Below are 22,829 nucleotides of genomic sequence, written 5' to 3' on the forward strand. Positions count from 1 at the left end.
ACTTGTTCGAAATTCCCGCCGTACAACGTGAGGAGTCGCGAACAAGCTGCGGTTTTGTGACTACGTGTGACCCTAAATGACGTAACGTTCGTCTTCGTGGTCGCCGGGGTGGTCCTTCACCAGACCAGCGGCAAGGGTGTTGCCGTCGATGGGGTCGATCACCAGGAAAGCGCCGGTGCGGCGGTGGTGCAGGTAGTTCTCCAGCGGCAACGGAGCGGACAGGCGCAGCTGTGCGTGTCCGATGTCGTTGAGCTCCAGATTGGTCGCGGGCTCCACGTTGAACGTGGCCAGGTCAAGCTTGCCCGTGACGTTGCGGACCAGTGCCTGGACGGTGCGCGTACCGTGCTTCACCAGGACCTTCTGGCCTTCGCGGAGCGGCTTCGGTGAAAGCCATGCGAGCGACGCATACAGGTCAGCAGTGCTTTCGCGGACCGTTCCGGCGGCGGCGATGGTGTCTCCGCGGGCAATGTCGATCTCGTCGGCCAAACGGACAGCCACAGACTGCGGAGCAGCTGCCTCGTCCAGCGATTGGCCGGCGAAGTCGATGCCGATCACCGTGGTGGTGCGCGGCTCGTGGCCCGGGCTGATCACGGAAACTTCGTCGCCAACTTTCACGGAGCCTTCGGTGATCTGGCCTGCGTAGGCGCGGTAATCGCGGTACGCCTCCACATCGAGCCCACCAGCTACAGCGTCGGGAGCGAGGGCGCCCTGCGGACGGATCACCAGCTGGACCGGGAAGCGGAAGCTCTCCAGTTCGGCCTCAAGCTCGTCAGCAGCAGGGAGGGTTTCGAGGACCTCCAGCAGTGCCGGGCCCGTGTACCAAGGGGTGCGCTCGGAGCGGTCCACCACGTTGTCGCCATCAAGGGCCGACACCGGCACCACCAGCAGGTCAGCAACACCATCGGATCCAAGGCCAAGTTCTCGGGCAACCTTCTGCACGTCCGCTTCGATGTCGCGGAACACCTGCTCGCTGAAGTCCACCAAGTCGATCTTGTTCACGGCCACAATGACGTGGGCAACCCGAAGCAGTTGCAGCACGGACAGGTGCCGGCGGGTCTGCTCCAGCACACCCTTGCGGGCGTCAATGAGTACGACGACGGCATCCGCAGTGGACGCGCCGGTCACCGTGTTCTTGGTGTACTGAACGTGCCCGGGGCAGTCCGCCAGGATGAAGCTGCGGCGGTCCGTGGCGAAGTAGCGGTAAGCGACGTCGATGGTGATGCCCTGCTCGCGCTCGGCACGCAGGCCGTCGGTCAGGAGGGCCAGGTCAATCCCACCTTTTTCCCCGCCGAAGCCGCGGTCCGCAGAGGTGCGGGCAACGGCGTCGAGCGTGTCAGCAAGAATGGCCTTGGAATCGTGGAGGAGGCGGCCCACCAAAGTGGACTTGCCGTCGTCCACCGAGCCGGCGGTAGCGAAGCGGAAGAGGGTTGTGGGCAGGGCTGTTTCCAGCCCGGCAGCCAAAGTTTCGGTGGTCATTTAGAAGTAGCCGTCCTTCTTGCGGTCTTCCATGGCTGCCTCGGAGATGCGGTCATCTGCTCGGGTGGCGCCACGTTCGGTCAGGGTGGAGGCAGCGACTTCAACAACGACGTCGGCCACGGTGCGGGCGTCTGACTCGACGGCACCTGTGCAGGACATGTCGCCCACCGTGCGGTAGCGCACCAGCTTGGTGATGACTTCCTCGTGCGGCAGCGGCTGGGAAACCTCGCCCACAGCGCGCCACATGCCTTCGCGGGCGAAAACTTCGCGCTCGTGAGCGTAGTAGAGGCTGGGCAGTTCGATGTTCTCGCGTTCGATGTAGCGCCAAATGTCCAGCTCGGTCCAGTTGCTGATGGGGAACGCACGGACGTGCTGGCCCACAGTGTGGCGGCCGTTGTACAGGTTCCACAGTTCGGGGCGCTGGTTGCGCGGGTCCCACTGGCCGAACTCGTCACGGAGGCTCAGGATGCGTTCTTTGGCGCGGGCCTTGTCCTCGTCGCGACGGCCGCCGCCGAACACGGCGTCGAACTTGTTGCGCTGGATCGCATCCAACAGCGGAACGGTCTGCAGCGGGTTCCGGGTCCCATCGGCACGCTCAGCCAACTCGCCGCGGTCGATGAATTCCTGGACTGAGCCAACAACCAGCTTCAGGCCCAGGCGCTCAACGGTGCGATCGCGAAAGTCGATGACCTCCGGGAAGTTGTGGCCGGTGTCCACGTGAAGGACAGGGAAGGGAACCTTGCCCGGCCAGAACGCCTTGGTGGCCAGGTGCAGCATGACCACGGAATCCTTGCCGCCGGAGAACAGCAGCGCAGGCTTCTCGAACTCGGCAACAACCTCGCGGATGATGTGGATTGCTTCGGACTCGAGGGTGTCCAAGCTGGAGAGTCGCTCGGCTGAGGGGGCGTCGACTGCCGCTGCAACTTCCACCGTGGACTCCTCTGTTGTGTACGTGCTCATGTGTGTAGTCCGCATTCTGTCTTGTCGGAACCTGCCCAGCGGCCGGCGCGGGGGTCTTCACCCGGGGCCACTTTGCGGGTGCAGGGCTGGCAGCCGATGGACGGGTAGCCCTGGCTCAGGAGGGGGTTGACGGGAAGGATGTTGTCCTCGGAGTACTCGATCAGCTGATCGAAGGTCCAGTCGACCATCGGGTTCACCTTGACCAGGCCGAAGCCTTCATCCCAGGTGACCACGGGCGTGTTGGTGCGGGTGGGTGCTTCGTCTCGGCGGACACCGGTGAACCACACCTCGTAGCCGGCCAGCGAGCGGCGCAACGGCTGGACCTTGCGCAGCGCGCAGCACTGGGCGGGGTCGCGGGCGAACAGGTCCTTGCCCAGGAGCCGGTCCTGCTGTTCCACAGTGGTTTCGGGAAGGACGTCCACCACGTTGACGCGGAGATTCGCCGCGACTTCGTCGCGCGTCTCGTACGTTTCCTTGAAGTGGTAGCCGGTTTCCAGGAACAAGACATCGACGCCGGGAAGCTGGTCCGCGACCAAAGCCGGCAGGACCGCGTCGGCCATGGAGCAGGCGACCGTGACCGTAGGCAGCTCGAAGTTGCGGGCCACCCAGGCGATGACATCCCTAGCAGGAGCGTTCCAGCCGAGCTCAGCGGCGCCGGATTCGGCCAGGGCCTTAAGTTCCTCATGGGAACGCAGCGCCGGACGGGCTGGTGCGCTGGCGAGGTTGGTAATGGTGACGGGATCTGTCATTGGAGATCTCCTTCATCTGCCGAGTGTGCCCACTCTGCGAAGGTCTGGCCCTCGGCGCCAACAGCGACGAACTTACGGACCACGCGCTCCACATAGTCGGGCAGGTCTTCCACCGTGACCTTGAGGCCGCGGACGGTACGTCCCAAACCGGCTTCCTCGCGCTCGTTGTTGGCCAGCCCGCCACCGAGGTGGACCTGGAAACCCGGGGTGGGGTCGCCGTCGGGCGTTGGCAGCATCATGCCCTTCAGGCCGATATCGGCCGTCTGGATACGTGCGCAGGAGTTCGGGCAGCCGTTGATGTGGAGGGACAGTGCCGACGGCAGTTGCTTGGATTCCACGAGGTCGGCCAAGCGGCGCTCCAGCTCAGCGATGGCCGTAGCAGCTGTGACCTTGGTTTCCACGATGGCCAGCTTGCAGAACTCGATGCCCGTGCAGGCGATGGTGCCGCGGCGGAACACGGACGGACGAGCCGAGAGGCCCAAAGTGTCCAGTTCGGCGATGAGCGGTTCAACCTGTTCCTTGGCCACGTCCAGGATCACGAGCTTCTGGTGAGGAGTAGTGCGCAGGCGGTAGCTGCCGTGCTTCTCCAAAGTGTCCGCCAGCGTAACGAGTGCCTCGCCGGACGTGCGTCCCACAGTCGGGGTCACGCCGATGAAGAACTTGCCGTCCTTCTGCTCATGAACACCAATGTGGTCACCGGGAGCCGTGGGCTTGGGAGCTGCAGGGCCGTCCGGGAGCTTGAAGCCGAGGTATTCGTCCTCAAGGATCTGGCGGAACTTGGCCGGTCCCCAGTCGTTCATGAGGAACTTCAGGCGGGCCTTGGTGCGCATGCGGCGGTAACCGTAATCGCGGAAGATGCTGGTGACGCCGAGCCACACTTCAGCGGCAACGTCGGCGGAAACGAACACACCCAGGCGTTCGGCCAGACGCGGGTTGGTTGACAGGCCGCCGCCAACCCAGAGGTCGTAGCCCGCACCGAGTTCGGGGTGGACGACGCCCACCAAGGCGAAGTCGTTGATCTCATGCACCACGTCCTGGGACGGGTGGCCCGTGATGGCGGTCTTGTATTTGCGCGGCAGGTTAGCCAGCTCGGGATCGCCGATGAAACGCTCGGCGAGCTCGTGGATCAGCGGCGTGGGATCGATGATCTCGTCCTTGGCAATGCCCGCAACCGGGGAGCCGAGGATGACGCGGGGAACGTCGCCACAAGCCTCAGTAGTAGACAGCCCGATACCTTCGAGGCGGCGCCAGATTTCCGGCACGTCCTCAACACGGATCCAGTGCAGCTGGATGTTCTGGCGGTCCGTGAGGTCCGCTGAGCCGCGGGCGAAGTCCACGGAAATCTGGCCAATAACGCGAAGCTGCTCGGTGGTCAGCGCGCCGCCGTCGATGCGCACGCGCAGCATGAAGTACTTGTCTTCGAGCTCGTGCGGTTCAAGCGTTGCGGTCTTGCCGCCGTCGATCCCGGGCTTGCGCTGGGTGTAGAGGCCCCACCAACGGAAGCGGCCGTGAAGGTCCGTGCCGTCGATCGAATCAAAGCCTTCTTTGGAGTAGACAGACTCAATGCGCTCACGGACGTTCAGCCCGTTGTCTTCCTGCTTCCAAGTTTCGTTGGCATTGAGGGGCGCGGTGCCGTCAACCTTCCACTGGCCGTGGGGCTTGGCGGCAGGGCGGGTGCGTGCCGGACGCTTGGTGGTCTCAGCCGACGCACCGGCTACAGCTGTATCTGTCATACATCGACTGTAGGTCTGGCCAGTTTTCGCCAGCAAAGGTCCGGAAACGCGAAGTCACCTAGGGAAACATTTCGTCACGAAGGCTTCATCGGCCTTGTTGCAGCGGGCTTCTTATGCAGGTTCATATTGTGGCGCGGTGGCCCTCTTCGTGACGCTTTTTTTGGGTTTTTTCTGGGCTGCGATGCCGGCCCTACGAATTAGTAGCATCCTCTCAAGTCCTGCTTTTCCGGTCCCGGAGGAGCCGTTTTGGGGGGATGTGGTGACGATCAGCTGGGATATCGACCCTGCCGGTACGCGGGCTGTGCTGGCTACCGCGGCGGCGGATGCGGACGGGCAGAACCAAGCTGCCGCACGGTTGGGCGCCTCGCTCGATGACGCAGGCACTGTGGTGGGCGGTGGTCTGGTGGGCAAGGCCCTTCATGAGCACGCCGAGATCTCCGTACTCCCCCACCTCACAGCCATCGCCGGACGGTCCAACCGCATCATCGAAGGCGCAGCGGTCGCGTTGACGGCTTATGTACGGGCCGACGCCGACATGGCACGACAGGCGCAGGCCTCGGCATCCACCCTGGCAGCCGACGGGTCAGGGTTGGGTCGTGTCTCGGGGCTCGACGGCGGCGGCTCGCTGTCGTGGGGCGGTCGCCGTTCGCCCGAGCGCGGCTGAGTACGGCATGGCAGACAACTTTGGCAGGTGTATCGCCCCGCAGGGCGGCGTCCCGGGCCTGGACTTAGCGGCGTTGCCGATGGTCCCGGATCCCGCCGCACTCGATTTGGCGGCAAAGGACCTACACGCCGCAGGAGCCGGACTCCGGGATGCTGTCACCACAACCGCAACGAACTGGAACGCTCTGGCCGTCCGGTTCCACACCCCGGAACTCCCTGACCTCCTGGCCGCTTTCACCCCGGTGAGAGTCATGGCCGGCACAGTCAACGACGGCACGTCCGTGGCCGCCGCGGCTTTGTCCGAATTTGCCACTGCCTGCCAAGCCGTGAAGACCCTGTCCGGGAATCTCACGGAGGACGCCTCGAAGCTCAGTAGTCGCATCGACCTCAAAGGTGATGACTGGGGGACCGTCCCGGCGATCGTGGACGAACAGCACCGGCTCCTCGCCGAACTCAACAAGATCAAAGCCCGGTTCGCAGAAGCCGAGCAGGACTGCGCGAACAAGATCCGCGGAGTGTACGGCGGAACCCGCTACGTCAGCGCCACCAGGGAGCAACTTAATTGAACGATTTTGCGGAAGCCAGAGAATTGGAGAGAACCATTGCGGAAGGACTCTGGGCTGTCCCCAGGACATCCAGTGGGATTCCTTTGTGTATATTCGCGCCGATATTGGAAGCAGAGCGAGCTCAAACGCAAAGGCCTACCTAACCGATCACGAGGTGAAACGCGTGCACGTGAACGATAACGTTCTCATTGCAGCCCGGACACTCAGGGAAGTCATGTACAAACCGGGCAAGGGAACATGGATTTCCATGACCCTGAAGATCACACCGAAAGGCGACGGCTGGGAAGCGGACTACAACTACACCGAGAAGCCCGTATGGGAACTCGGAGACCCAGTCGACGACACCTACGCCCAGGAGCTCTACCTTTTCCCCCGCCACGAGGAACACATCCCCGACTGGTTCAAGGAGAAAATAAAGAACTCCACCTGGACCCCGGAGACTGATTAGATCTCCAGCCTCCCGCCCGCACCCTAGAAATTCCCCTTCCCCGAGGCGAAAGTCACACCCATTTGGAGACCCAGACTCCCGCAAACGCACGGTCTACTCGGCGGCGCAAAAGGAGTAACGCATGTCGGAGCAGCTTTCCAATCCGGAATGGACGAAGGAAAACGACGCTCGGAGTCAGGTCCTGGCCGATCGACTTTTGGACCTGGGACCTCGGAACTCGAAATGGGACAGCATCAGACTGGACATATCGGCGACCGGATCAAAGCAATGTTGCATCGTACGGCTCTGCGTTGAAGACAAGGAAGTGGGCCGCATTGAGCCGGACGGGGCAGTTCGTGCTGCCGCACTGAGAATCCGCGAACACATGAGCCAGCCTGACCACGGAACGTGGCTGTCGATGCAGTTTGAGGTTTGGGCGGATGGAAGCGGGAAGTCGTCCATCTACAACCACTCGAAAAAGCCCTCTTGGGAGTCCGAAGAACAGGGAACCGCAGATTACGCCGACGAATTACGGATCTTCCCCCGGGATGACGAGCACATCCCCGACTGGTTCAGGGACGAACTCAAGGGCATCAAGACCCCTTCCCAAGAAGAACTGGACAATGCACGCCGGGAAGCCCATGACCGCGTTCTTGAGCAGACAGCCGAGGCCCTGGATGCGCTGTGGTCGGAAGTCGGTACTCTTGACCCGATTCTTTATACGCACATACTGAATCCAGTCTTCTTCGGCGGCCCCAGGTGGCCCGGCCTTCGGCAAGCTTTCCAGAAAATTGACAATGTCGGGCGTGTATCGGTCGTTGCGTCCGACGGGCTCTCCGACCCCTGACTGGAAGGCAATTCCCCCATTGGCGACGGTCTCGAGGTGTATCTGGCCAGCACCGGCCTCGTCGGCAAAGACATTCTCAACCTTGATAAGGTCTGGCAGTTCAAACTGCTCTACATGGCTGCGCAGGTATGTGCAGATAACCCGGGCATTATCGCCGCGCTGAGGCACTACGAGGCCCTGATTCTGCACAACATTGTGCCAGCAAGAACTCCCCGGCGGTGGCTCAACGCGGCCGGCAAAGCCGATCTCATCATGGGCATCAATCATCCGCGCATACCGTCAGTAGTCACCACCCCAAATGGTGATGTGGCCTTGGTCGGCGTTGCCCTGCTGCACCCTAAAGAGACGGCCTACATCAGTCAAGGAGGGGCAGAAGCCCGCTCGGAAGTCGCCGACAAACTGCGGCAGTTACCCCCCGAACTACTCAACAACCCTCGCCGCAAACCTGTCGTCAGCGGCTAGCCACCACTGCGTCATACCGTTCCAGCGCGATCTCTGCCAACACAGGAGAAGGCAGCAAAGGTGCCGCCACAACGTCCGCGCCCGCTTTGGCCAACTGGTCGTGGAAATAGCCGGTTGCCAGCAGGTATGAGGCAATGAAAACCCTGCCTGTCCCACCGTCTGCGGCGAGTTCGGCACGCAAGGAGGCGACGCCGTCGGGCACTGTTGGCTGGGCACTGGCGCCATAGGCGACGCGCACTTTGTTCGGCAGCAGCTCGCCGAGCAGCCTCCCCTGCTCTTCCGAGTCAACCGAGCCGTCCGGAAGGGACGATCCAGCGGCGGCCAGCAGCACGCCGTCGTTCTCAGTCAGCCCGGCCGCGCGCAGGTGGGTGGCCAACAGCTCTGCCAGCCGAGGGTCCGGACCCAGGGGCCTGGCGGCAATTACCTCAGGGCGGCTCTTGATGGCTTTGGGCACGTCCACTTTGATGTGGAAGCCGGTAGAGAGCAAAAGCGGTACGACGACGGCGGGAGTCCCCTCCGGCAGGCCCTCCACCACGCCGCCCAACTCGGGTTCCTGAACGTCAACGTACGCCTCAACAACACGCAAACCGGGGCGGAGTGCTTCGATTTCGGCCATGACCTGGCGAATGGCTGCCTGGCCTTCGGCGTTCCGGGTGCCGTGGGCGCAAGCGATCAAAACGGGGCTGTTCATGGGAGCTAGCGTAACGTTGAGCCAGCACCTGTTGTTAAGCGCGTTAAGAAAGAACCCGTCCACTTGATTTCCTTTGACATTGTTCTTCTTTGGCTTGACCTCATCGGCGTGTTCTTTTTTGCTGTGTCAGGCTCGTTGTTGGCGGCCCGGAAGCAGTTCGACTTCGTGGGCTCCATACTTCTCGCGTCCATCGCGGCACTGGGCGGTGGCGTAATCCGTGACATCGTGATCAACGCCGGTCCCCCTATCGCTTTCACCAACCCCGCGTACCTGGCCCCGCCGTTGTTGGCTGCGCTGCTGGTTTACTACTTGTTTTCCTCCGTGCAGCGCTTCACCTCTCTGCTGACCCTGTTCGACGCCGGCGGGCTGGCCTTGTTCTGCATCACGGGCACGCTGAAGGCAATCGGCGCGGGCATGAATCCGGTGGCTGCGATCCTGCTGGGGGTCACCACTGCCGTGGGCGGAGGCCTGCTCCGTGACATCACCGCGAACGAAATCCCTACCCTGTTCAACAACCGCGACATCTATGCGCTGCCGGCCTTCGCGGGTGCCGGCTTGACCACCTTGTTGTGGAACCTTGGCCTGTTCAATGGGGTTACCGCTTGTGTCATCGCTGGCGTTGTTTTCGCTTTCCGGGTGACCGCGTGGCGGCGCAGTTGGTATGTGCCGTTGGCTGTGCGCGGATGGCATCGAGCAGCCACCGGTGGGGGCGCAATTTCGGGCCCCCGGGATTAGCTAGGATAAGAGCATGACTGACATGTTCCTCGAGAAGTTCCGCGCGCTGGTCCCAAAGTATCTCGAGGATGAATGGCAGGAAGAAGACGGCCTCACGCCGGCCGAGCTGGACGACGCCCTGGCCGATCATTCCTTCACCATCCCGCTGGTTCTGCGCGAGTTCTACCTTGCCATCGGCGGCTGCGAGGACCTCATGGAGGCCTACCACTATTTCTGGGACCCTGAGGAACTCGAGGTGGATGACGAAGGCTTCCTCATGTTCCTCGAAGACGAGGACGAGCAATTCACGTGGGGCTTCCGCACCGCGGATCTCAGCATCCCGGACCCCATCGTCTGGCGCCGCAATAACGCCCGCGGCCAGTGGAAGAGCGAAGAAGGTACGTTCTCCGAGTTCGTGTTCGACATGTTCGAGTGGGCATTCAACGACGACGAAGACTAAGTTTGAAGTTTTCGAGCAGCCTCTTCTCACCCATTCCGGGTTGGGAAGGGGCTGTTTTGTTTCCCCTCCCCAAACCGCCACCACCCACTTTGAGCCAACTCCAACGGCGACACACCTTCGGAGGGCGTTGTTGGGGCATTTCGGAGTCAAAGTTGGTGGTGGCGGTACACCTCTCGCGAAGGATTACGACGGCGGGCGGCCGGCGATGTATCGGAACGGGCCGAAACGGCCGGCTTCCCTATTGAGCAGGACTGTCAGGACTTCGGCGACCATTCTCTCCGGATGGTGTACGACGTCCACGTAGTAATAGTGGAGCGTCAAAAGGCCTCCCCGGATGCCCGCGTTGTTCCTGTATTGGTCCTTCTTGGCCTGTTTTCCCTCAAGGTGAGTCCCGCCGTCGAGTTCTACGATCAGGCATTCATTGACCAGACAGTCCACTTCTCCCACGCCTGGTACGTCCACATGCATACGGACTCGGAGACCTGCCCGGGTGAAGTGTGTATGGGCCAGCACCTCCAAGAGGGAGTCGGCACGAGGGAGAACCAAACCCAAGATCCCGCGGACCTTGCCATTCCGGTTGCCGGGAAGCTTGGATCTCAGGAAATCCGTAGACAGGAGTGCTTGGCTAACTGCGCTCTGCACCATGACCAGTGATTCAAGTTCCGGTAGGCACCTGAGGGAGTGGATCAGGACATCGGCCACCCCTGCAACTGGTAGATCCGAGTGTGCCGGGTGTAGGCAGTCTCCGTGGTGGACTACGCCCCGTCTCGCTTGGCCCGTACTGCAGCTCAAATGGAGAGAGCCGGGGTCGCCAAGAGTCCAAAGCCGATAGAAGCGAGCTGCTGAAACGCAGGTAAGTAAGCCATCGGCTCGAAAGGCGGCAACGATGTCGGGGTCCGCTTTTCTGGACGTGTAGACGCCACGATGAAGGCGGGTCACTCGGCCGTCCCTGACTGCATTCGCGAGCACGCGGCGAGTAAAGCCTGCGGTCAGCAGGGTCCGAGTGGTCGCTGCTCCGTGGCGGCTATGGAGGAAGTTCTCGATGTTCATAAGGCCATGCTGACTTCGGCGGAGAGCCTGCAGTTGTTGAGAAGTTCCTTATGTGGACAACTCTCGCGGGCCGCCACCACCTACTTTGAGGGCTCGAAGGCTGCGACACACCCCGCAGTAGGCGTGTCCCGGGTTTCCCAGGATCAAAGTAGGTGGTGGAGGACCAACGCCGTCCTGTAAATCACGCTGCGTGAACGAAAAAACCGTTGACCTGGAAAGTTGCATATGTGACAGGATTGTCATAAGCTTTTCACGGATCCACTAAATGCCTCCGGTGGGTCTGATGCGAACGGAGATTGTGGTCCCGGTTCGGTGCAGCGTATGACTCGTAACGTTGCAACGAACCGGGGCCATTCCTTCTTAAACCAGGGGCTGCGCCGAAACGGCTGTGCGGCCACCACTTACTTTGAAGCCAAGAAAGCCGGACTTGCCGTAAAACGAGGGCCATGCAGTCCTCATTACACCCAAAGTAGGTGGCAGCGGTACACGGGCAGCCAACAAAACAGGCGCCCAGCCCCTTAAGGGCCGGACGCCTGCCGCAAGCAAAGAGAAACCTAGCTACTGCGGTCCACCACAGCATGGGCGAAGTTGGTCAGCGACGCCTTCACGACGCCCTCCGGCAGCGGGTCCAGAGCCGCAACGGCTTCGGCGGACCACTGGCGGGCGATCTTCCAGGACTCGTTGGTGACCGGGTGCTCGCGCAGGCCAGCAACGGCTTCAGCCAAAGCCGCGTCGGAAGACAGGTCGCCGTCGATCAGTTCAAGGAGGGCAGTAGCGGAGGCATCCCCTGCACCAGCATCCCGGCGAAGCAGCAGGACAGGCAAAGTGGGAACACCTTCGCGGAGGTCGGTGCCCGGGGACTTACCGGACTTGACCTTCACACCGGTGACATCAATGACGTCGTCGGCAAGCTGGAAAGCTACGCCAACTTTCTCGCCGTATTCCACCAGCAGGTCCTCGTAGGACTCATCGGCGCCGGCGAAGATCGCCCCGAGCTGGCCGGACGCTGCCACCAGTGAGCCGGTCTTGTCTGCGATGACGGACAGGTAGTGCTCCACGGGATCTTCGTCTTCGCGCGGGCCCACGGTTTCGTGGAGCTGGCCGAGGCACAAGCGCTCGAAGGTCCGCGCTTGGATGCCCAACGCGCGGGAACCGAGCTCGGACACCAGGATGGAGGCACGGGCAAAGATGAGGTCACCGGTGAGGATGGCGACGGAGTTGCCCCATACTTCGTGGGCCGTGGGAGCACCGCGGCGGAAGGGTGCGGAGTCCATGACGTCGTCGTGGTACAGCGTGGCGAGGTGTGTCAGTTCCACCACAACAGCAGCTTGGACAACCTCGGGGCGGGAAGCATCGCCAAGGTGGGCGCACAGCAAAGTCAACAGCGGACGAATGCGCTTGCCGCCGGCTTCCACCAGGTGGCGCGACGTCGCGTCAGCCAGGGGGTCCGAGTTGGAAATGGCTTCGCGGAGCTTTTTCTCAACCCGGGCAAGGTTGGTGGTGATGGCCGGTCCGAGCTCGGCATCGCCGGCAATGGCGGCGAATCCGGCGGGCAGCTGGAGTCCCGTTGCTATTGCGGTGGTGTTGGGAGCAGGCTCAACGGCCTGCGGCAAGCCGTGCCCGGCATGAGTCCAGCTGTGTTCGGCAGAGTTCGTCACGGGTTAACCCTAACTAGTTGTTGCGGAAACCGCGGTGTTGGAGCCTGCCGGCGTAAGGGCGCGGGCAGGCGAAGTGTTGGAGGTGGCCGGAACCAGCATTTCGAGGACCCGGATAACCCGGTCTTCGAAGCCCTTCGCGGACGGATCCGTGAGGTTCGCGAGCATTCGAACCACAAAGCGCATGAGCACAGGGATGGGCATACCCGTGCGCAATGCCAGCTTCATCACGGCAGGCTTCCCGATCAGAGAGGCGAACATGCGGCCCAGGGTGAAGTGTGAACCCCACTGGTCACGCACATAGTCCGCGTACCGCGAAAGGTGAGCATCGGCGTCGTGCGTGGACCAACCGGCGGAAGCCGAGCGCGACGACGCGTCAATCAGGAACTCAGCCGCGAACCGGGCCGACTCCATGGCGTAGGAAATGCCCTCTCCGTTGAACGGGGACACCATTCCGCCGGCGTCACCCAACAGGAGAAGCCCGGGTGAGTAGTGCGGGGTGCGGTTGAAGCCCATGGGCAGCGCGGCACCGCGGATCTCCCCCACCTGGTTTTCCGGTGTGAAGCCCCAATCGGACGGCATGCCGGCGGTCCATTCGCGCAGGACCTGCTTGTAGTCGAGTTTGCCGAATTCCTTGGACGAGTTCAGTATCCCCAGGCCCACGTTGGAGGTTCCGTCGCCAACCCCGAACACCCAACCGTATCCGGGCAGCGGTTTACCGGACTTGCCGGGGAGTTCCAGCCAGCCCTCCATCCAGTCATCGTTATGCCTGGGCGAAGTGAAATAGGTGCGCACTGCGACGCCCAGCGGACGGTCGTCGCGTTTGTGCATACCCAACGACACCGCAGTTCGCGTTGAGTTGCCGTCCGCGGCGAGTACGACGTCGGCGTGGAAGTCGCGCGTTTCGCCCGTCTTGCGTCCGGACTCGTCAAGGACGGAAGCCTGGACGCCGATCACGCGGCCATCCTCTGTTGTCAACGCGGAGGTGACGCTGTGGCGTTCAAGCACGACGGCGCCCGCGGACTCGGCGTGGCGGGCCAGGTCCTCGTCAAAACCGAGTCGGGTCCGGATCAGGCCGTAGGTGGGGAAGTCGGCAACCTCGGGCCACGGCAATTCGATGGTGCGGCCACCGGCAATAAGGCGAAGGCCCTTGTTCCGGCGCCAACCCTCCGAGACAGCATGGGGCAGCCCAAGCTTCTGGATCTCGCGGACGGCGCGTGGAGTGAGCCCATCGCCGCAGACTTTTTCACGGGGAAACGAGGTCTTTTCCAGCACCGTGACATCGATGCCCTGCTGGGCGAGGTAATACGCAGCGGTGGACCCGGCCGGGCCCGCGCCAACAATCAGTACTTTCACGACGTCCTAATCAACAGGCTGTGCTTGTTAGCCGGCTTGGTGGCGCGGCTTAATCTGGCGGCGGAGCTTGGCCACGGGAACACTTTCGCGGTGCTCGGCGGGCTTCTGCGCACGGTGCACGGCAACAATGCCGCCGCTAAGGTTCCGGTAAGTAACGCCCGTCCAGCCGGCGTCGCTGAGCCACTGGGCCAGGTGGTCCTGGTCCGGCCAGGCGCGGATGGATTCGGCGAGGTACACGTAGGCGTCCGGGTTGGAGGAGACCTTGGTGGCGATGGCCGGAAGCGCACGCATCAGGTACTCGGTGTAGAGGTTGCGCCACAAGGGAACCACGGGGTGCGAGAACTCGGCGATGACCAGGCGGCCGCCAGGCTTGGTGACGCGCAGCATCTCTTCAAGAGCCTTGCGCGGTTCCACCACATTGCGGAGGCCGAAGGAGATGGTGGAAGCGTCGAAGCTGTTGTCAGCGAACGGCAGGTTAGTGGCGTCGCCGGCAATGAAGTCGATGTCCGGGCGGCGGCGCTTGCCTACTTTGAGCATGCCCAGGGAAAAGTCGCAGGCCACAACGTCCACGCCTGCGTCGGCGTAGGGTTCGCTGGATGTTCCCGTTCCGGCGGCGAGGTCCAGGACCTTCTGGCCTTTTTTCACATCCATGGCGTCCACCACGATCCGGCGCCAACGCCGGGTCTGTCCCATGGACAGGACATCGTTGACGACGTCGTATTTTGGGGCGACATCATCAAACATCGTCGCAACTTCGTCCGGACGCTTTTCCAAGGATGCTCGGTTCACCCTGTAATTGTCTCAGACATTCAACCGACTTTGCTGCGCTGTAGAAGTCGGCTCAGATTCTGGCTGGGCACGGGAGTACTGTTGTTCCATCATGACGAGCACGCTCCGCACCTTGACAGTCCCCCTGAATGTTGAATCATCCTCCGGGGGGCTGCCGTCGTTTCTGGTGCGGGACGACGTCCTGTGCTGGTCCCGCAGGGAGGCCGGCCTGGTTGGCTATGGCGAGCTGACCCGCTTCAACGCCACCGGGCCCGAGAGATTCCTTGAGGCCGATATCTGGTGGCGACACCTCATTATTGAGGCGGAAATCACGGATCTGGTGGAGGTTCCGGGCACCGGTCCGGTGGCTTTTGGATCCTTCGCTTTCTCCAAAACCTCACCCCACGTCTCCCGCCTGATCCTTCCCGAACTCGTGATTGGAATCCGCGACGGTAGCGCCTGGGCCACCCAGTTGACGTTCGACGACGGCCCCCTCACCGAGGCCGGCGTCCTCGCCTCCGTGGACCGCTGGCTTACTCAGCCGGAGCCCAACGGCGACGCTTCAGCCACCGGAGGGCCCGACGTCGGGCTCTCACCGGAGGCTGTTGATGCGGACGGTTCCGCCGGTCACCTCAGCCGCGGGTCCCTGAGTGAGGCCGCTTGGATGCAGGCCGTTTCCAACGGTGTGGAGGAGATCCGAGCCGGAAAACTGGAGAAGCTGGTGCTGGCGCGCGACGTCGTCGCCAACCTTCCGGAGGGCGTCAACGCTGCCGAGGTTCTTCGCCAGCTTGCTGCGAGATACCGCGAATGCTGGACGTACGGCGTGGACGGCCTGGTTGGTGCTACGCCGGAGATGCTGATTCAAGTGGAGGGCCGGACTGCGCAGGCGCGGGTGCTGGCAGGAACACTGGATCGCCGCGACGCGGATGGCATGGACGGCTCCCCCATGGAGTACGCCGAGCGGGTCCTGGCCGGTTCAGAAAAGCAACGCCACGAACACGAGATCGCCATTGATTCATTGACGCGGCAGCTCGCTCCTTTCTCCGAGGCAATGAATTCCCATAGCGAGCCTTTCATCCTGGAACTGCCAAATGTGTGGCACCTGGCCTCGGATGTGAAAGCTGAACTGGCGGACATTGAGGGACACGTTCCTACCTGCCTGGCCTTGATCAATGCACTGCATCCGACCGCCGCAGTCTGCGGAACACCCACGTTGGTAGCCGGTGCCCTGATCCGCAAACTGGAGCATTTGGACCGCGGCCCTTACGCCGGCCCCGTAGGTTGGCTGGACGCTGCCGGGAATGGTGAATGGGGCATCGCCCTCCGTGGCGCTGTGATTGAGGACGCCAATACCGTGCGCCTGTATGCGGGCTGCGGGATCGTGGAAGGCTCCGTGCCGGAGGCCGAACTGGCCGAAACGTGGGCCAAATTCCGGCCGATGCTGGAAGCCCTGGGCATCAAGCGCTGAATCTGGGATTTCAGACACCATCACTTCTGCAGTGGTTGATTAGTGCGTAAACTTGTTATCCAATAGTGAAACTTCGTTTCCTGTGATGCACATCTCACGTTCGGCGCTACACTAAAACCGACTCAGTTCAGCATCCACTGCAACAAAAGGTAAACAACATGCAGATCTCCCGTTCGGTTCTGTCCGGCACCAAGATTGCCGCCGTGCTCGCCGCCGGCGCCCTGGCCCTCACCGCCTGCGGTGGTTCCTCCACCCCGGCTGCGTCCTCGGACTCCGGCCTTAAGCTCATCAACGCCGGCAAGCTGACCGTTTGCTCGGACGTGCCTTACGAGCCCTTCGAATTCCAGAAGGACGGCAAGATCGTTGGCTTCGATATGGACATCGCGGCCGAAATTGCCAAGGACACCAAGACCGAACTCAATGTGGTGGACAGCTCCTTCGAAGCAATCGAGACCGGCACCGCCCTGACCGGTTGCGACGTCTCCATTTCCTCGATCTCCATCACGGACGTCCGCAAGAGCGTCATGGACTTCTCCACCCCGTACCTGGACGACGACCTGACCCTCGTGGCCACGTCCTCCTCCGGCATCAACAACATTGACGGCGCCAAGGGCAAGAAGGTGGGCGTCCAGCAGGCAACCACCGGCGCCCAGTACGCCAAGGACAAGGGCATCGACGCACAGCAGTTCGAGGATTCCGGCCTCCTGGTCCAGGCCCTCAAGGCCGGAACCATTGACGCCGCAATCGGCAACCAGTCCGTTCTGGGCTACGCCATCAAGGACGACTCCAACCTCAAGCGCGTTGAAGACTACGCCACGGGCGAGAAGCTTGGCATTGCCATCAAGAAGGGCAACACCGCCATGGCCGACGCCGTGAACTCCACCCTGAAGCGCATCACCGATGACGGTTCCCTGAAGAAGTTCGAGACCACCTGGTTCGGCGAAGCCACCAAGTAGTCCGAGCCCCGGCTCCCGAGATCCACGCAGGCGGGCCCCGAAACCATATGTTGTTTCGGGGCCCCACCTGCGCAACACGAATGTGAGAACACCATGGCAATGACTGCACGTCAACGCGCCAAAGTCAGTCTGTACGTCCAGGCCGGAATCTTCGTAGTGGCCGTGGTCGCAGTGATCCTTGCTGTGGACTGGAAGACCATTGGTACCAGCGTCTTCAACTTCGCCAAGATCGGGCCGATGTTCCCGGACATCTTCCTGGTGGGCCTCAAGAACACCCTCATTTACACGGCACTAGCTTTCATAGTGGGCTTGTCCGGCGGCCTTCTGCTTGCCCTGATGAAGCTCTCCTCCTTCCCTCTGTACCGCTGGCTGGCCACCGGCTACATCGAGTTTTTCCGCGGCGTTCCCGCCCTGCTGGTCTTCATCGCGTTCGGCTACGGCGTTCCGCTGGCGTTCGGCGTGCAGTGGGACGTCAACATCGTGGTCATGGTTTCGTTGGGCATGGTGGCCTCGGCCTATATCGCTGAAACACTCCGCGCCGGCCTTCAGGCTGTGCCCAAGGGCCAGATGGAAGCAGCCCGCTCACTGGGCATGCCGCACTGGCGGGCCATGATCTCAATCGTCATCCCCCAGGCATTCAAAATCGTCCTGCCGCCGCTGACCAACGAGATCATCCTGCTCACCAAGGACTCCTCGCTGATCTACGTTCTGGGTCTCACCGCGTCCCAGTACGAGCTCACCAAGTTTGGCCGTGACGGCATCTCCAGCCTCGGCGCCGGCCTCACGCCGCTGCTCGTAGCCGGTGCTTTCTACCTGGTCATCACCATCCCGTTGAGCCTCCTGGCACGGAAGTTCGAAAGCCGCTCCGCGCGGACTAAGCGATAGGCAGGACAGTCATGAATAACTCCACTGGGAGCACGTCCACCGTTCAAGCCGCCGGTGTAAACATCAAGGATCTGCGCAAGTCCTACGGCAGCAACGAGGTCCTCAAAGGCATCTCGCTGACCGTTGAACCAGGCCAGGTTGTTTGCCTGATTGGGCCTTCGGGTTCGGGTAAATCCACCCTCCTGCGCTGCGTCAACCTGCTCGAACAGCCCAACGGCGGCACCATCAACGTGGGTGAGTTCGAGGCAACAGACCCGGACGTGGACCTCAACAGGATGCGCCGGAACGTTGGGATGGTGTTCCAGCACTTCAACCTGTTCCCGCACTTGAGCGTGCTGGACAACTGCACCATCTCGCAGGTGAAGGTTCTCAAACGGTCCAAGTCCGAGGCTGGCGAAGTAGCGCGCCACAACCTCGAGCGCGTCGGCCTGGGTCACCTTGCCGACCGTTTCCCGGACCAGCTCTCCGGTGGCCAGCAGCAGCGTGTGGCCATTGCCCGGGCCCTCTCCATGGACCCGCAGCTCATGCTTTTCGATGAGCCCACGTCAGCCCTGGACCCGGAAACAGTGGGCGACGTCCTGGCCGTCATGCGCAAGCTGGCCCAGGAAGGCATGACCATGCTGGTGGTCACCCACGAGATGGGCTTCGCCCGCGAAGTGGCAGACCGCGTGGTGTTCATGGACGCCGGTGTTGTGGTGGAAGAAGGGCCGGCGGAGAACGTCATCAGTGCTCCCACCCAGCCGCGCACCAAGGAATTCCTGCGCCGCGTCCTGGACCCTACACACATTGACGTGGTGGAGGACTAACCCCGCGCATAGTCGTTAGCACCACCCAAACGGGAGGGCGACACCCACATTTGGGTGTCGCCCTCCCGTTTTGCGTCACCGTCGAATTGTGGGTGTCTGTCCCTAGTGAAGTACGACGGCGGGCGGCTCACCCCTTCGCGCTCGGCGCACCACTCCTTCACCCGCGGCGCACCCCTTCGCGCCATTCGCACCAGCGGTTACGGGTGCGATCGGCGGTAACGGTAGCGAGGTGGGGCGGAGCGGGTTAGCCCGCCGTCAGGACTTGGCCCACCGCAGCCGATATGGCTTCTTTGATCCGCGCATGGAGTGCCCTCAAACCCGCCCGGTCCACGCGCACCTCCACTATGGTGCGGCCCTTCACAGGCGACTTGAGGGCCGCGGCGAGTTCCGCCGTCGTGCTTACCGCTTGGTGCCCGACGCCGTAAGCCGCCGCGAGTGCGAAGATGTCCACTGAGTGCGGGGTAGCGAAAAGGCGCTCGACGGCGGTGCCGTAGGCTCCCGAATCCTCCACAGCACCGTGTTCGAGAAGGCCGAAAATGGCGCCGCCGGAGTCGTTGAGCACCACGATCCTGAGATCCGGCGCGGGTTCTCCGTGGCCGAGGAGGAGCCCACCGGCGTCGTGAAGGAAGGTGACGTCGCCCAGCAGAACCGTGGTCTCGCGGCCACTGCCCAGCGCGATTCCGGTGGCTGTGGCGATGGTTCCATCGATGCCGGCGAGGCCGCGGTTGGCGTGAACCGTAGCAATGGGTTCAGGGTGAGGTGCTCCCGCGAGGTCGACGTCGCGGATGCCGTTGGAAGAACCCAGCACCAACTGTCCGCGGGAGTGCTCCCAGACGGTAGCGCCAACCGAGGGACCGGTTGCAAGGCTCTCCCCCGCGAGCACGCCGTCGAGGCCATGCTGGGCGGCCGCGCCGGCGAGCAGCCAGGAATCGAGCCATTCGGCAGACCCACGTCCGGCAAAGTCGGCGAGCTCGGGAAGAGTTTCGATGGGTGTTTCGCGGCGCCGCCCTGCTTCATACCAGGCAACCGGGACGGGCTGGTAGATGGCGGATTCAACAGACTCACGCGCCAGCAGGGCAGCCACAGGACGGGAGAGCGTTGCCCGTCCGAACAGGACAACGCGTTCGATCGGCGTGGGTGAATCCGGACCAAAGTGGGCCAGCAAGACCCGGTAAGGTCCAATAGCGTTCGGCCCGAAGCGTGCGTTGGACGAAGGTTCCGCCAACAGTGGCAGACCGTGGGCGCGGGCAAAGGCTTCAGCTACGGGGCCGGCGTCATGCCCGGCAAGGACCACGGTTCGTCTTTCGGCGAGTTGCCGGGAAGCTGCCGGAAGATCCAGTGCCTGCGGACCGGCGTCGTAATGGAACACCCCGCGACCGGCGGTCTCGGGAAGAGCGTCGCCTGCGTCCGGAACCAGCGGATCCCGGAACGCGAGGTTCACCTGGACAGGGCCGGGCGGGGTGTCTTCAAGGGCCCCCGTGGCGGCGTAAAGTGCTGTGGCAACCGCCTTTTGAGGGTGATCACCTGCCGGGACGTCGACGGCGAATCTCACGTGATCGCCGAAAAGGTCCAGTTGGGTGGTGGTTTGGTTCGCCCCGGTGCCGTGAAGTTCCTGGGGACGGTCAGCTGAGATCACCACCACGGGGACAGCCGAATGATTGGCTTCCATGACCGAGGGCAGGAGGTTGCCGACCGCCGTCCCGGAGGTTGTCACCACCGCCACGGGAGCCTCTGTGGAGAGGGCAAGGCCCAGCGCGGTGAACCCTGCATCCCGCTCATCGATGCGGACGTGGATCCGAACCCGGCCTTCAGCTTCAGCTTCCGCGAGCGCGTAGGCCATGGGCGCCGAACGCGAACCAGGCGCCACCACCACGTGCCGCACACCGCCGTCGAGCAGTGCCGTAACGGCGATCCGGGCGGCGCCTATGGATGTCAGAGAGTCCTGGGAAGTCACCGTTCCAGTCTATTGGGGCGTCCGGACCCAAACGCTCGCTCACATCCCGAGCCCTCCCGGCCAACCGTCTCTCACATCCCGAGCCCTCCCGGCCAACCGTCTCTCACATCCCGAGCCCTCCCGGCCAACCATCTCTCACATCGGTCAGGTTAGGGTTCCTTAACGTCAAGGACTACCTCGTTGTGGCGGAGGAACCAAGGTTTGAAAGGTGGGTCGAAGCGCGCGAACCTGGGCGAACCGATGGGAGTCAGATCAGCCAGTTGAAGGGCCTCCATCAGCGCTACAGTATGGCGTTGAAAGGCCGCGGCTGAGCCATTGCCTGTGAATCGTGCTACAGCAGATAACGCCCCCGGTACCTCACGGATTTTGACCCTGGGCTCTTCAGGTTTTGGAGCAGTCTCTGCTGTCAGTCCTGCTGGCAGGACGAAAGCAACAACGTAGTCATCATCTGCAGCCCCAGAGATCGGTCCGCTTTGCAAGACCGGCGCCGTCATGACCAGTTCCTCCGACGTTCCGCTTTCTTGAATGACAGGCGCGGTCATGGACAGCTTCTGCCTGCTGGTGTTGTTGCCGCTGATGTAGTTGAAAAGGTAACGGAAGGCCTCGTTCCCGGCGCGATCGAACGCCGAGTGGACTTGCACCTCCGCGAGGACATGCGCGGGGTAGCGACGAAGCTCGAAGTGCGGATACTGCTGGACCAGATCGTACGGCTGCTGTTCAGTCATGGTCCAATCGACCCTACGCCGCCGCGGCACTAGCCGCCAGAGAGCAGTGGAATGTGAGAGAAGGTCCCGCCGCAAGCACGCGGGACGTGATAGAGGGTGTGCGGTCGTCAAGTTTTTGAGACAGGTCTCGTTGTTGTTTTTGGTTAGGCGGCCAGGGGTTGCTGGGCGCGGGTTTGGTAGTTGGTGTGGGCTTTGGCTGGTGGTATGCCGCCGGCTCGGCGGTTGGGCCGGCGGCGGTTGTACCAGCCCTCGATGTATTCCATGACACCGGTTCGGGCGGCGAGTCGGGAGCCGTAGCGTTGGTGGTGGTAGAACTCGGTTTTGAGGTGGGAGAAGAAGTTCTCCGCGACGGCGTTGTCCCAGCAGACCCCGACTTTCCCCATGGACTGCGTCACCGAGTTATCGCCGCACCATTTCTGGAATTCATCCGAGGTGTATTGGGTGCCCCGGTCCGAATGGAACACCACCGAGGCCCCGGTCAGGTGGCCGTGGTTGCGGGCCATTTGCAGCGCCGCGGTGCACAGGCTCGCGCGCATGTGCCCGGCCATGGACCAGCCGATGACCATGCCGGAGAAAAGATCGATCACCGTAGCCAGGTAGAGCCAGCCCTCACCCGTGCGCAGGTAGGTGATGTCACCGACCAGGCGGGTTCCGGGCACTGTTGAGGTGAAGTCCCGCTTGCCCTCTGCATCGAGCATGTGGTTCTCGATGTGGGCTGTTTTGGCCTGCGGATCCTGGACGGTAGTTGCCTTCCAGGCCTGGGTGCGGACGGCCCGCAGCCCGTGCTCACGCATGATCGCCCCGACAGTGGGGGCCGAGACCCGCACTCCCTTCTCGTTCAAAAGCAGGGTCAGTTGGTCCCGGCCGGCACGGCCCTTCTCCTCCTTATACAGCTCGGTAACCGCGGCGGCGAGATCCTGATGCCGTACTGCCCGCGGGGATGGCCCGGCCGGGTTGCGCCATCGGTAGAACGAGGCCCTGGAAACCTTCAACGCCCGGCATAGCCAGGCCACGGAATGGTTGGCCTTCTCCGCTTCGATGAACTCGTAGAAGTCCTCTACTTTTGCTTCGCGGCAAAGAAGGCGCTGACTTTTCCCAAGAACTCGACCTCGGCCTTCAATCTCTCGTTCTCAGCCAAGGCTTTCCGGTGTTCATCCCAGGACACCGGGCCCGGGTCCACAGGCTCTAGAGCAGGACCGTCCTGATGTTTTCCCCGGTGCCGATGAAGCCAGTTCCCCAACGTGCTCTCCTTAACCCCGAGCTCGTCAGCGACTTGCTTCACTGAACGATCCGAGGACAACACCAGCTGCACAGCTTCCTTACGGAAAGCCGCATCATATTTTCTTCTAGGACCAGTCATTCTGAAGTCGATCTCCCATCAACCTGTCTCAGAAAACCATACGGCCGCAGTTTGGTTCAGGCACGCGTGATGTGAGCGAGCGTCGGATGACGAAAATG

Annotated in this window: 23 protein-coding genes and 1 pseudogene; 11 read left to right on the forward strand and 13 right to left on the reverse strand. The window is 62.5% G+C overall.

Annotated features, from left to right (window positions below; genetic code table 11):
• Positions 1-72: 72 nt before the first annotated feature.
• From ACZ5J0_RS14570 to ACZ5J0_RS14585, 4 genes are read right to left on the reverse strand one after another with little or no spacing between them, the layout of a single operon-like run.
• Positions 73-1,476 (reverse strand): sulfate adenylyltransferase subunit 1, encoded by a 1,404-nt coding sequence (locus ACZ5J0_RS14570; RefSeq protein WP_464093352.1) that lies wholly within the window; start codon positions 1,474-1,476, stop codon positions 73-75.
• Positions 1,477-2,436 (reverse strand): sulfate adenylyltransferase subunit CysD, encoded by a 960-nt coding sequence (gene cysD / locus ACZ5J0_RS14575; protein WP_464093353.1) that lies wholly within the window; start codon positions 2,434-2,436, stop codon positions 1,477-1,479.
• Entirely contained in the window at positions 2,433-3,185 is a 753-nt protein-coding gene (locus ACZ5J0_RS14580; RefSeq protein ID WP_142938254.1) for a phosphoadenylyl-sulfate reductase, read from the reverse strand. The genes cysD and ACZ5J0_RS14580 overlap by 4 nt, the downstream gene beginning before the upstream one ends.
• A complete protein-coding gene (locus tag ACZ5J0_RS14585) occupies positions 3,182-4,918 on the reverse strand; it encodes a nitrite/sulfite reductase (RefSeq protein WP_464093354.1) in 1,737 nt (578 codons plus the stop codon). The genes ACZ5J0_RS14580 and ACZ5J0_RS14585 overlap by 4 nt, the downstream gene beginning before the upstream one ends.
• Before the next feature lie 259 nt (positions 4,919-5,177).
• Between ACZ5J0_RS14585 and ACZ5J0_RS14590 the strand changes: the two genes are divergently transcribed.
• The 5 genes from ACZ5J0_RS14590 to ACZ5J0_RS14610 all read left to right on the forward strand — a co-directional run bounded on the left by ACZ5J0_RS14590 (position 5,178) and on the right by ACZ5J0_RS14610 (position 7,883).
• A complete protein-coding gene (locus ACZ5J0_RS14590; RefSeq protein WP_464093355.1) occupies positions 5,178-5,582 on the forward strand; it encodes a DUF6507 family protein in 405 nt (134 codons plus the stop codon).
• Between the two features lie 7 nt (positions 5,583-5,589).
• A complete protein-coding gene (locus tag ACZ5J0_RS14595) occupies positions 5,590-6,147 on the forward strand; it encodes a hypothetical protein (RefSeq protein ID WP_464093356.1) in 558 nt (185 codons plus the stop codon).
• Between the two features lie 163 nt (positions 6,148-6,310).
• Positions 6,311-6,595, forward strand: coding sequence for a hypothetical protein (locus ACZ5J0_RS14600; protein ID WP_250820078.1), 285 nt, complete (start codon positions 6,311-6,313; stop codon positions 6,593-6,595).
• Positions 6,596-6,716: 121 nt separating this feature from the next.
• Positions 6,717-7,421 carry a hypothetical protein gene (locus ACZ5J0_RS14605; protein WP_464093357.1) on the forward strand — a complete coding sequence of 235 codons (705 nt, stop codon included), beginning with the start codon at positions 6,717-6,719 and terminating at the stop codon, positions 7,419-7,421.
• Positions 7,422-7,457: 36 nt separating this feature from the next.
• Positions 7,458-7,883, forward strand: coding sequence for a hypothetical protein (locus ACZ5J0_RS14610; protein WP_464093358.1), 426 nt, complete (start codon positions 7,458-7,460; stop codon positions 7,881-7,883).
• On the opposite strand, the gene ACZ5J0_RS14615 is transcribed toward ACZ5J0_RS14610, so the two are convergent.
• On the reverse strand, positions 7,873-8,637 hold the full coding sequence (locus ACZ5J0_RS14615; RefSeq protein WP_464093359.1) for a sirohydrochlorin chelatase: 765 nt from the start codon (positions 8,635-8,637) through the stop codon (positions 7,873-7,875). The two genes, ACZ5J0_RS14610 and ACZ5J0_RS14615, sit on opposite strands and share 11 nt — an antisense overlap.
• Between ACZ5J0_RS14615 and ACZ5J0_RS14620 the strand changes: the two genes are divergently transcribed.
• Together ACZ5J0_RS14620 and ACZ5J0_RS14625 are read left to right on the forward strand one after the other, a co-directional pair.
• Positions 8,638-9,309 carry a trimeric intracellular cation channel family protein gene (locus ACZ5J0_RS14620; RefSeq protein WP_024817735.1) on the forward strand — a complete coding sequence of 224 codons (672 nt, stop codon included), beginning with the start codon at positions 8,638-8,640 and terminating at the stop codon, positions 9,307-9,309.
• Positions 9,310-9,322: 13 nt separating this feature from the next.
• The gene (locus ACZ5J0_RS14625; protein ID WP_062073394.1) at positions 9,323-9,748 is read left to right on the forward strand and encodes a hypothetical protein; all 426 of its coding nucleotides are present in this window, start codon (positions 9,323-9,325) and stop codon (positions 9,746-9,748) included.
• Between the two features lie 183 nt (positions 9,749-9,931).
• Here the strand turns inward: ACZ5J0_RS14625 and ACZ5J0_RS14630 are convergent, their stop codons facing one another.
• From ACZ5J0_RS14630 to ACZ5J0_RS14650, 5 genes and pseudogenes are all read right to left on the reverse strand, one after another.
• Entirely contained in the window at positions 9,932-10,393 is a 462-nt protein-coding gene (locus ACZ5J0_RS14630; RefSeq protein ID WP_464094759.1) for an endonuclease domain-containing protein, read from the reverse strand.
• Between the two features lie 324 nt (positions 10,394-10,717).
• Positions 10,718-10,798, reverse strand: a pseudogene (locus ACZ5J0_RS14635) (hypothetical protein); the annotation flags it as partial.
• A gap of 554 nt (positions 10,799-11,352) precedes the next feature.
• A complete protein-coding gene (locus ACZ5J0_RS14640) occupies positions 11,353-12,456 on the reverse strand; it encodes a polyprenyl synthetase family protein (protein WP_250820073.1) in 1,104 nt (367 codons plus the stop codon).
• A gap of 9 nt (positions 12,457-12,465) precedes the next feature.
• Positions 12,466-13,809 carry a geranylgeranyl reductase family protein gene (locus ACZ5J0_RS14645; protein WP_464093360.1) on the reverse strand — a complete coding sequence of 448 codons (1,344 nt, stop codon included), beginning with the start codon at positions 13,807-13,809 and terminating at the stop codon, positions 12,466-12,468.
• A gap of 27 nt (positions 13,810-13,836) precedes the next feature.
• Positions 13,837-14,598, reverse strand: coding sequence for a demethylmenaquinone methyltransferase (locus ACZ5J0_RS14650; protein ID WP_464093361.1), 762 nt, complete (start codon positions 14,596-14,598; stop codon positions 13,837-13,839).
• A gap of 91 nt (positions 14,599-14,689) precedes the next feature.
• Here ACZ5J0_RS14650 and ACZ5J0_RS14655 point away from each other — a divergent pair, with 91 nt between their 5' ends.
• The 4 genes from ACZ5J0_RS14655 (at position 14,690) to ACZ5J0_RS14670 (ending at position 18,692) form a co-directional block, all read left to right on the forward strand.
• Entirely contained in the window at positions 14,690-16,045 is a 1,356-nt protein-coding gene (locus ACZ5J0_RS14655) for an isochorismate synthase (protein WP_464093362.1), read from the forward strand.
• 158 nt (positions 16,046-16,203) lie between these two features.
• Positions 16,204-17,001, forward strand: a complete 798-nt coding sequence (locus ACZ5J0_RS14660; RefSeq protein ID WP_250820072.1) for an ABC transporter substrate-binding protein — start codon at positions 16,204-16,206, stop codon at positions 16,999-17,001.
• Between the two features lie 93 nt (positions 17,002-17,094).
• Entirely contained in the window at positions 17,095-17,886 is a 792-nt protein-coding gene (locus ACZ5J0_RS14665) for an amino acid ABC transporter permease (protein ID WP_142938240.1), read from the forward strand.
• Between the two features lie 11 nt (positions 17,887-17,897).
• Entirely contained in the window at positions 17,898-18,692 is a 795-nt protein-coding gene (locus ACZ5J0_RS14670) for an amino acid ABC transporter ATP-binding protein (RefSeq protein WP_464093363.1), read from the forward strand.
• 244 nt (positions 18,693-18,936) lie between these two features.
• Here the strand turns inward: ACZ5J0_RS14670 and menD are convergent, their stop codons facing one another.
• The 3 genes from menD to ACZ5J0_RS14685 form a co-directional block, all read right to left on the reverse strand.
• A complete protein-coding gene (gene menD, locus ACZ5J0_RS14675; RefSeq protein WP_464093364.1) occupies positions 18,937-20,646 on the reverse strand; it encodes a 2-succinyl-5-enolpyruvyl-6-hydroxy-3-cyclohexene-1-carboxylic-acid synthase in 1,710 nt (569 codons plus the stop codon).
• A 149-nt stretch (positions 20,647-20,795) separates the two neighbouring features.
• On the reverse strand, positions 20,796-21,371 hold the full coding sequence (locus ACZ5J0_RS14680; RefSeq protein ID WP_464093365.1) for an SOUL family heme-binding protein: 576 nt from the start codon (positions 21,369-21,371) through the stop codon (positions 20,796-20,798).
• Positions 21,372-21,514: 143 nt separating this feature from the next.
• A protein-coding gene (locus ACZ5J0_RS14685) for an IS3 family transposase (protein ID WP_464094185.1) occupies positions 21,515-22,731 on the reverse strand; the annotation gives its coding sequence in 2 pieces (ribosomal slippage) (positions 21,515-22,467 and positions 22,467-22,731; 1,218 coding nt in all).
• Positions 22,732-22,829 lie beyond the last annotated feature (98 nt).

Source organism: Arthrobacter sp. DualSoilB13 (genome assembly GCF_055389195.1).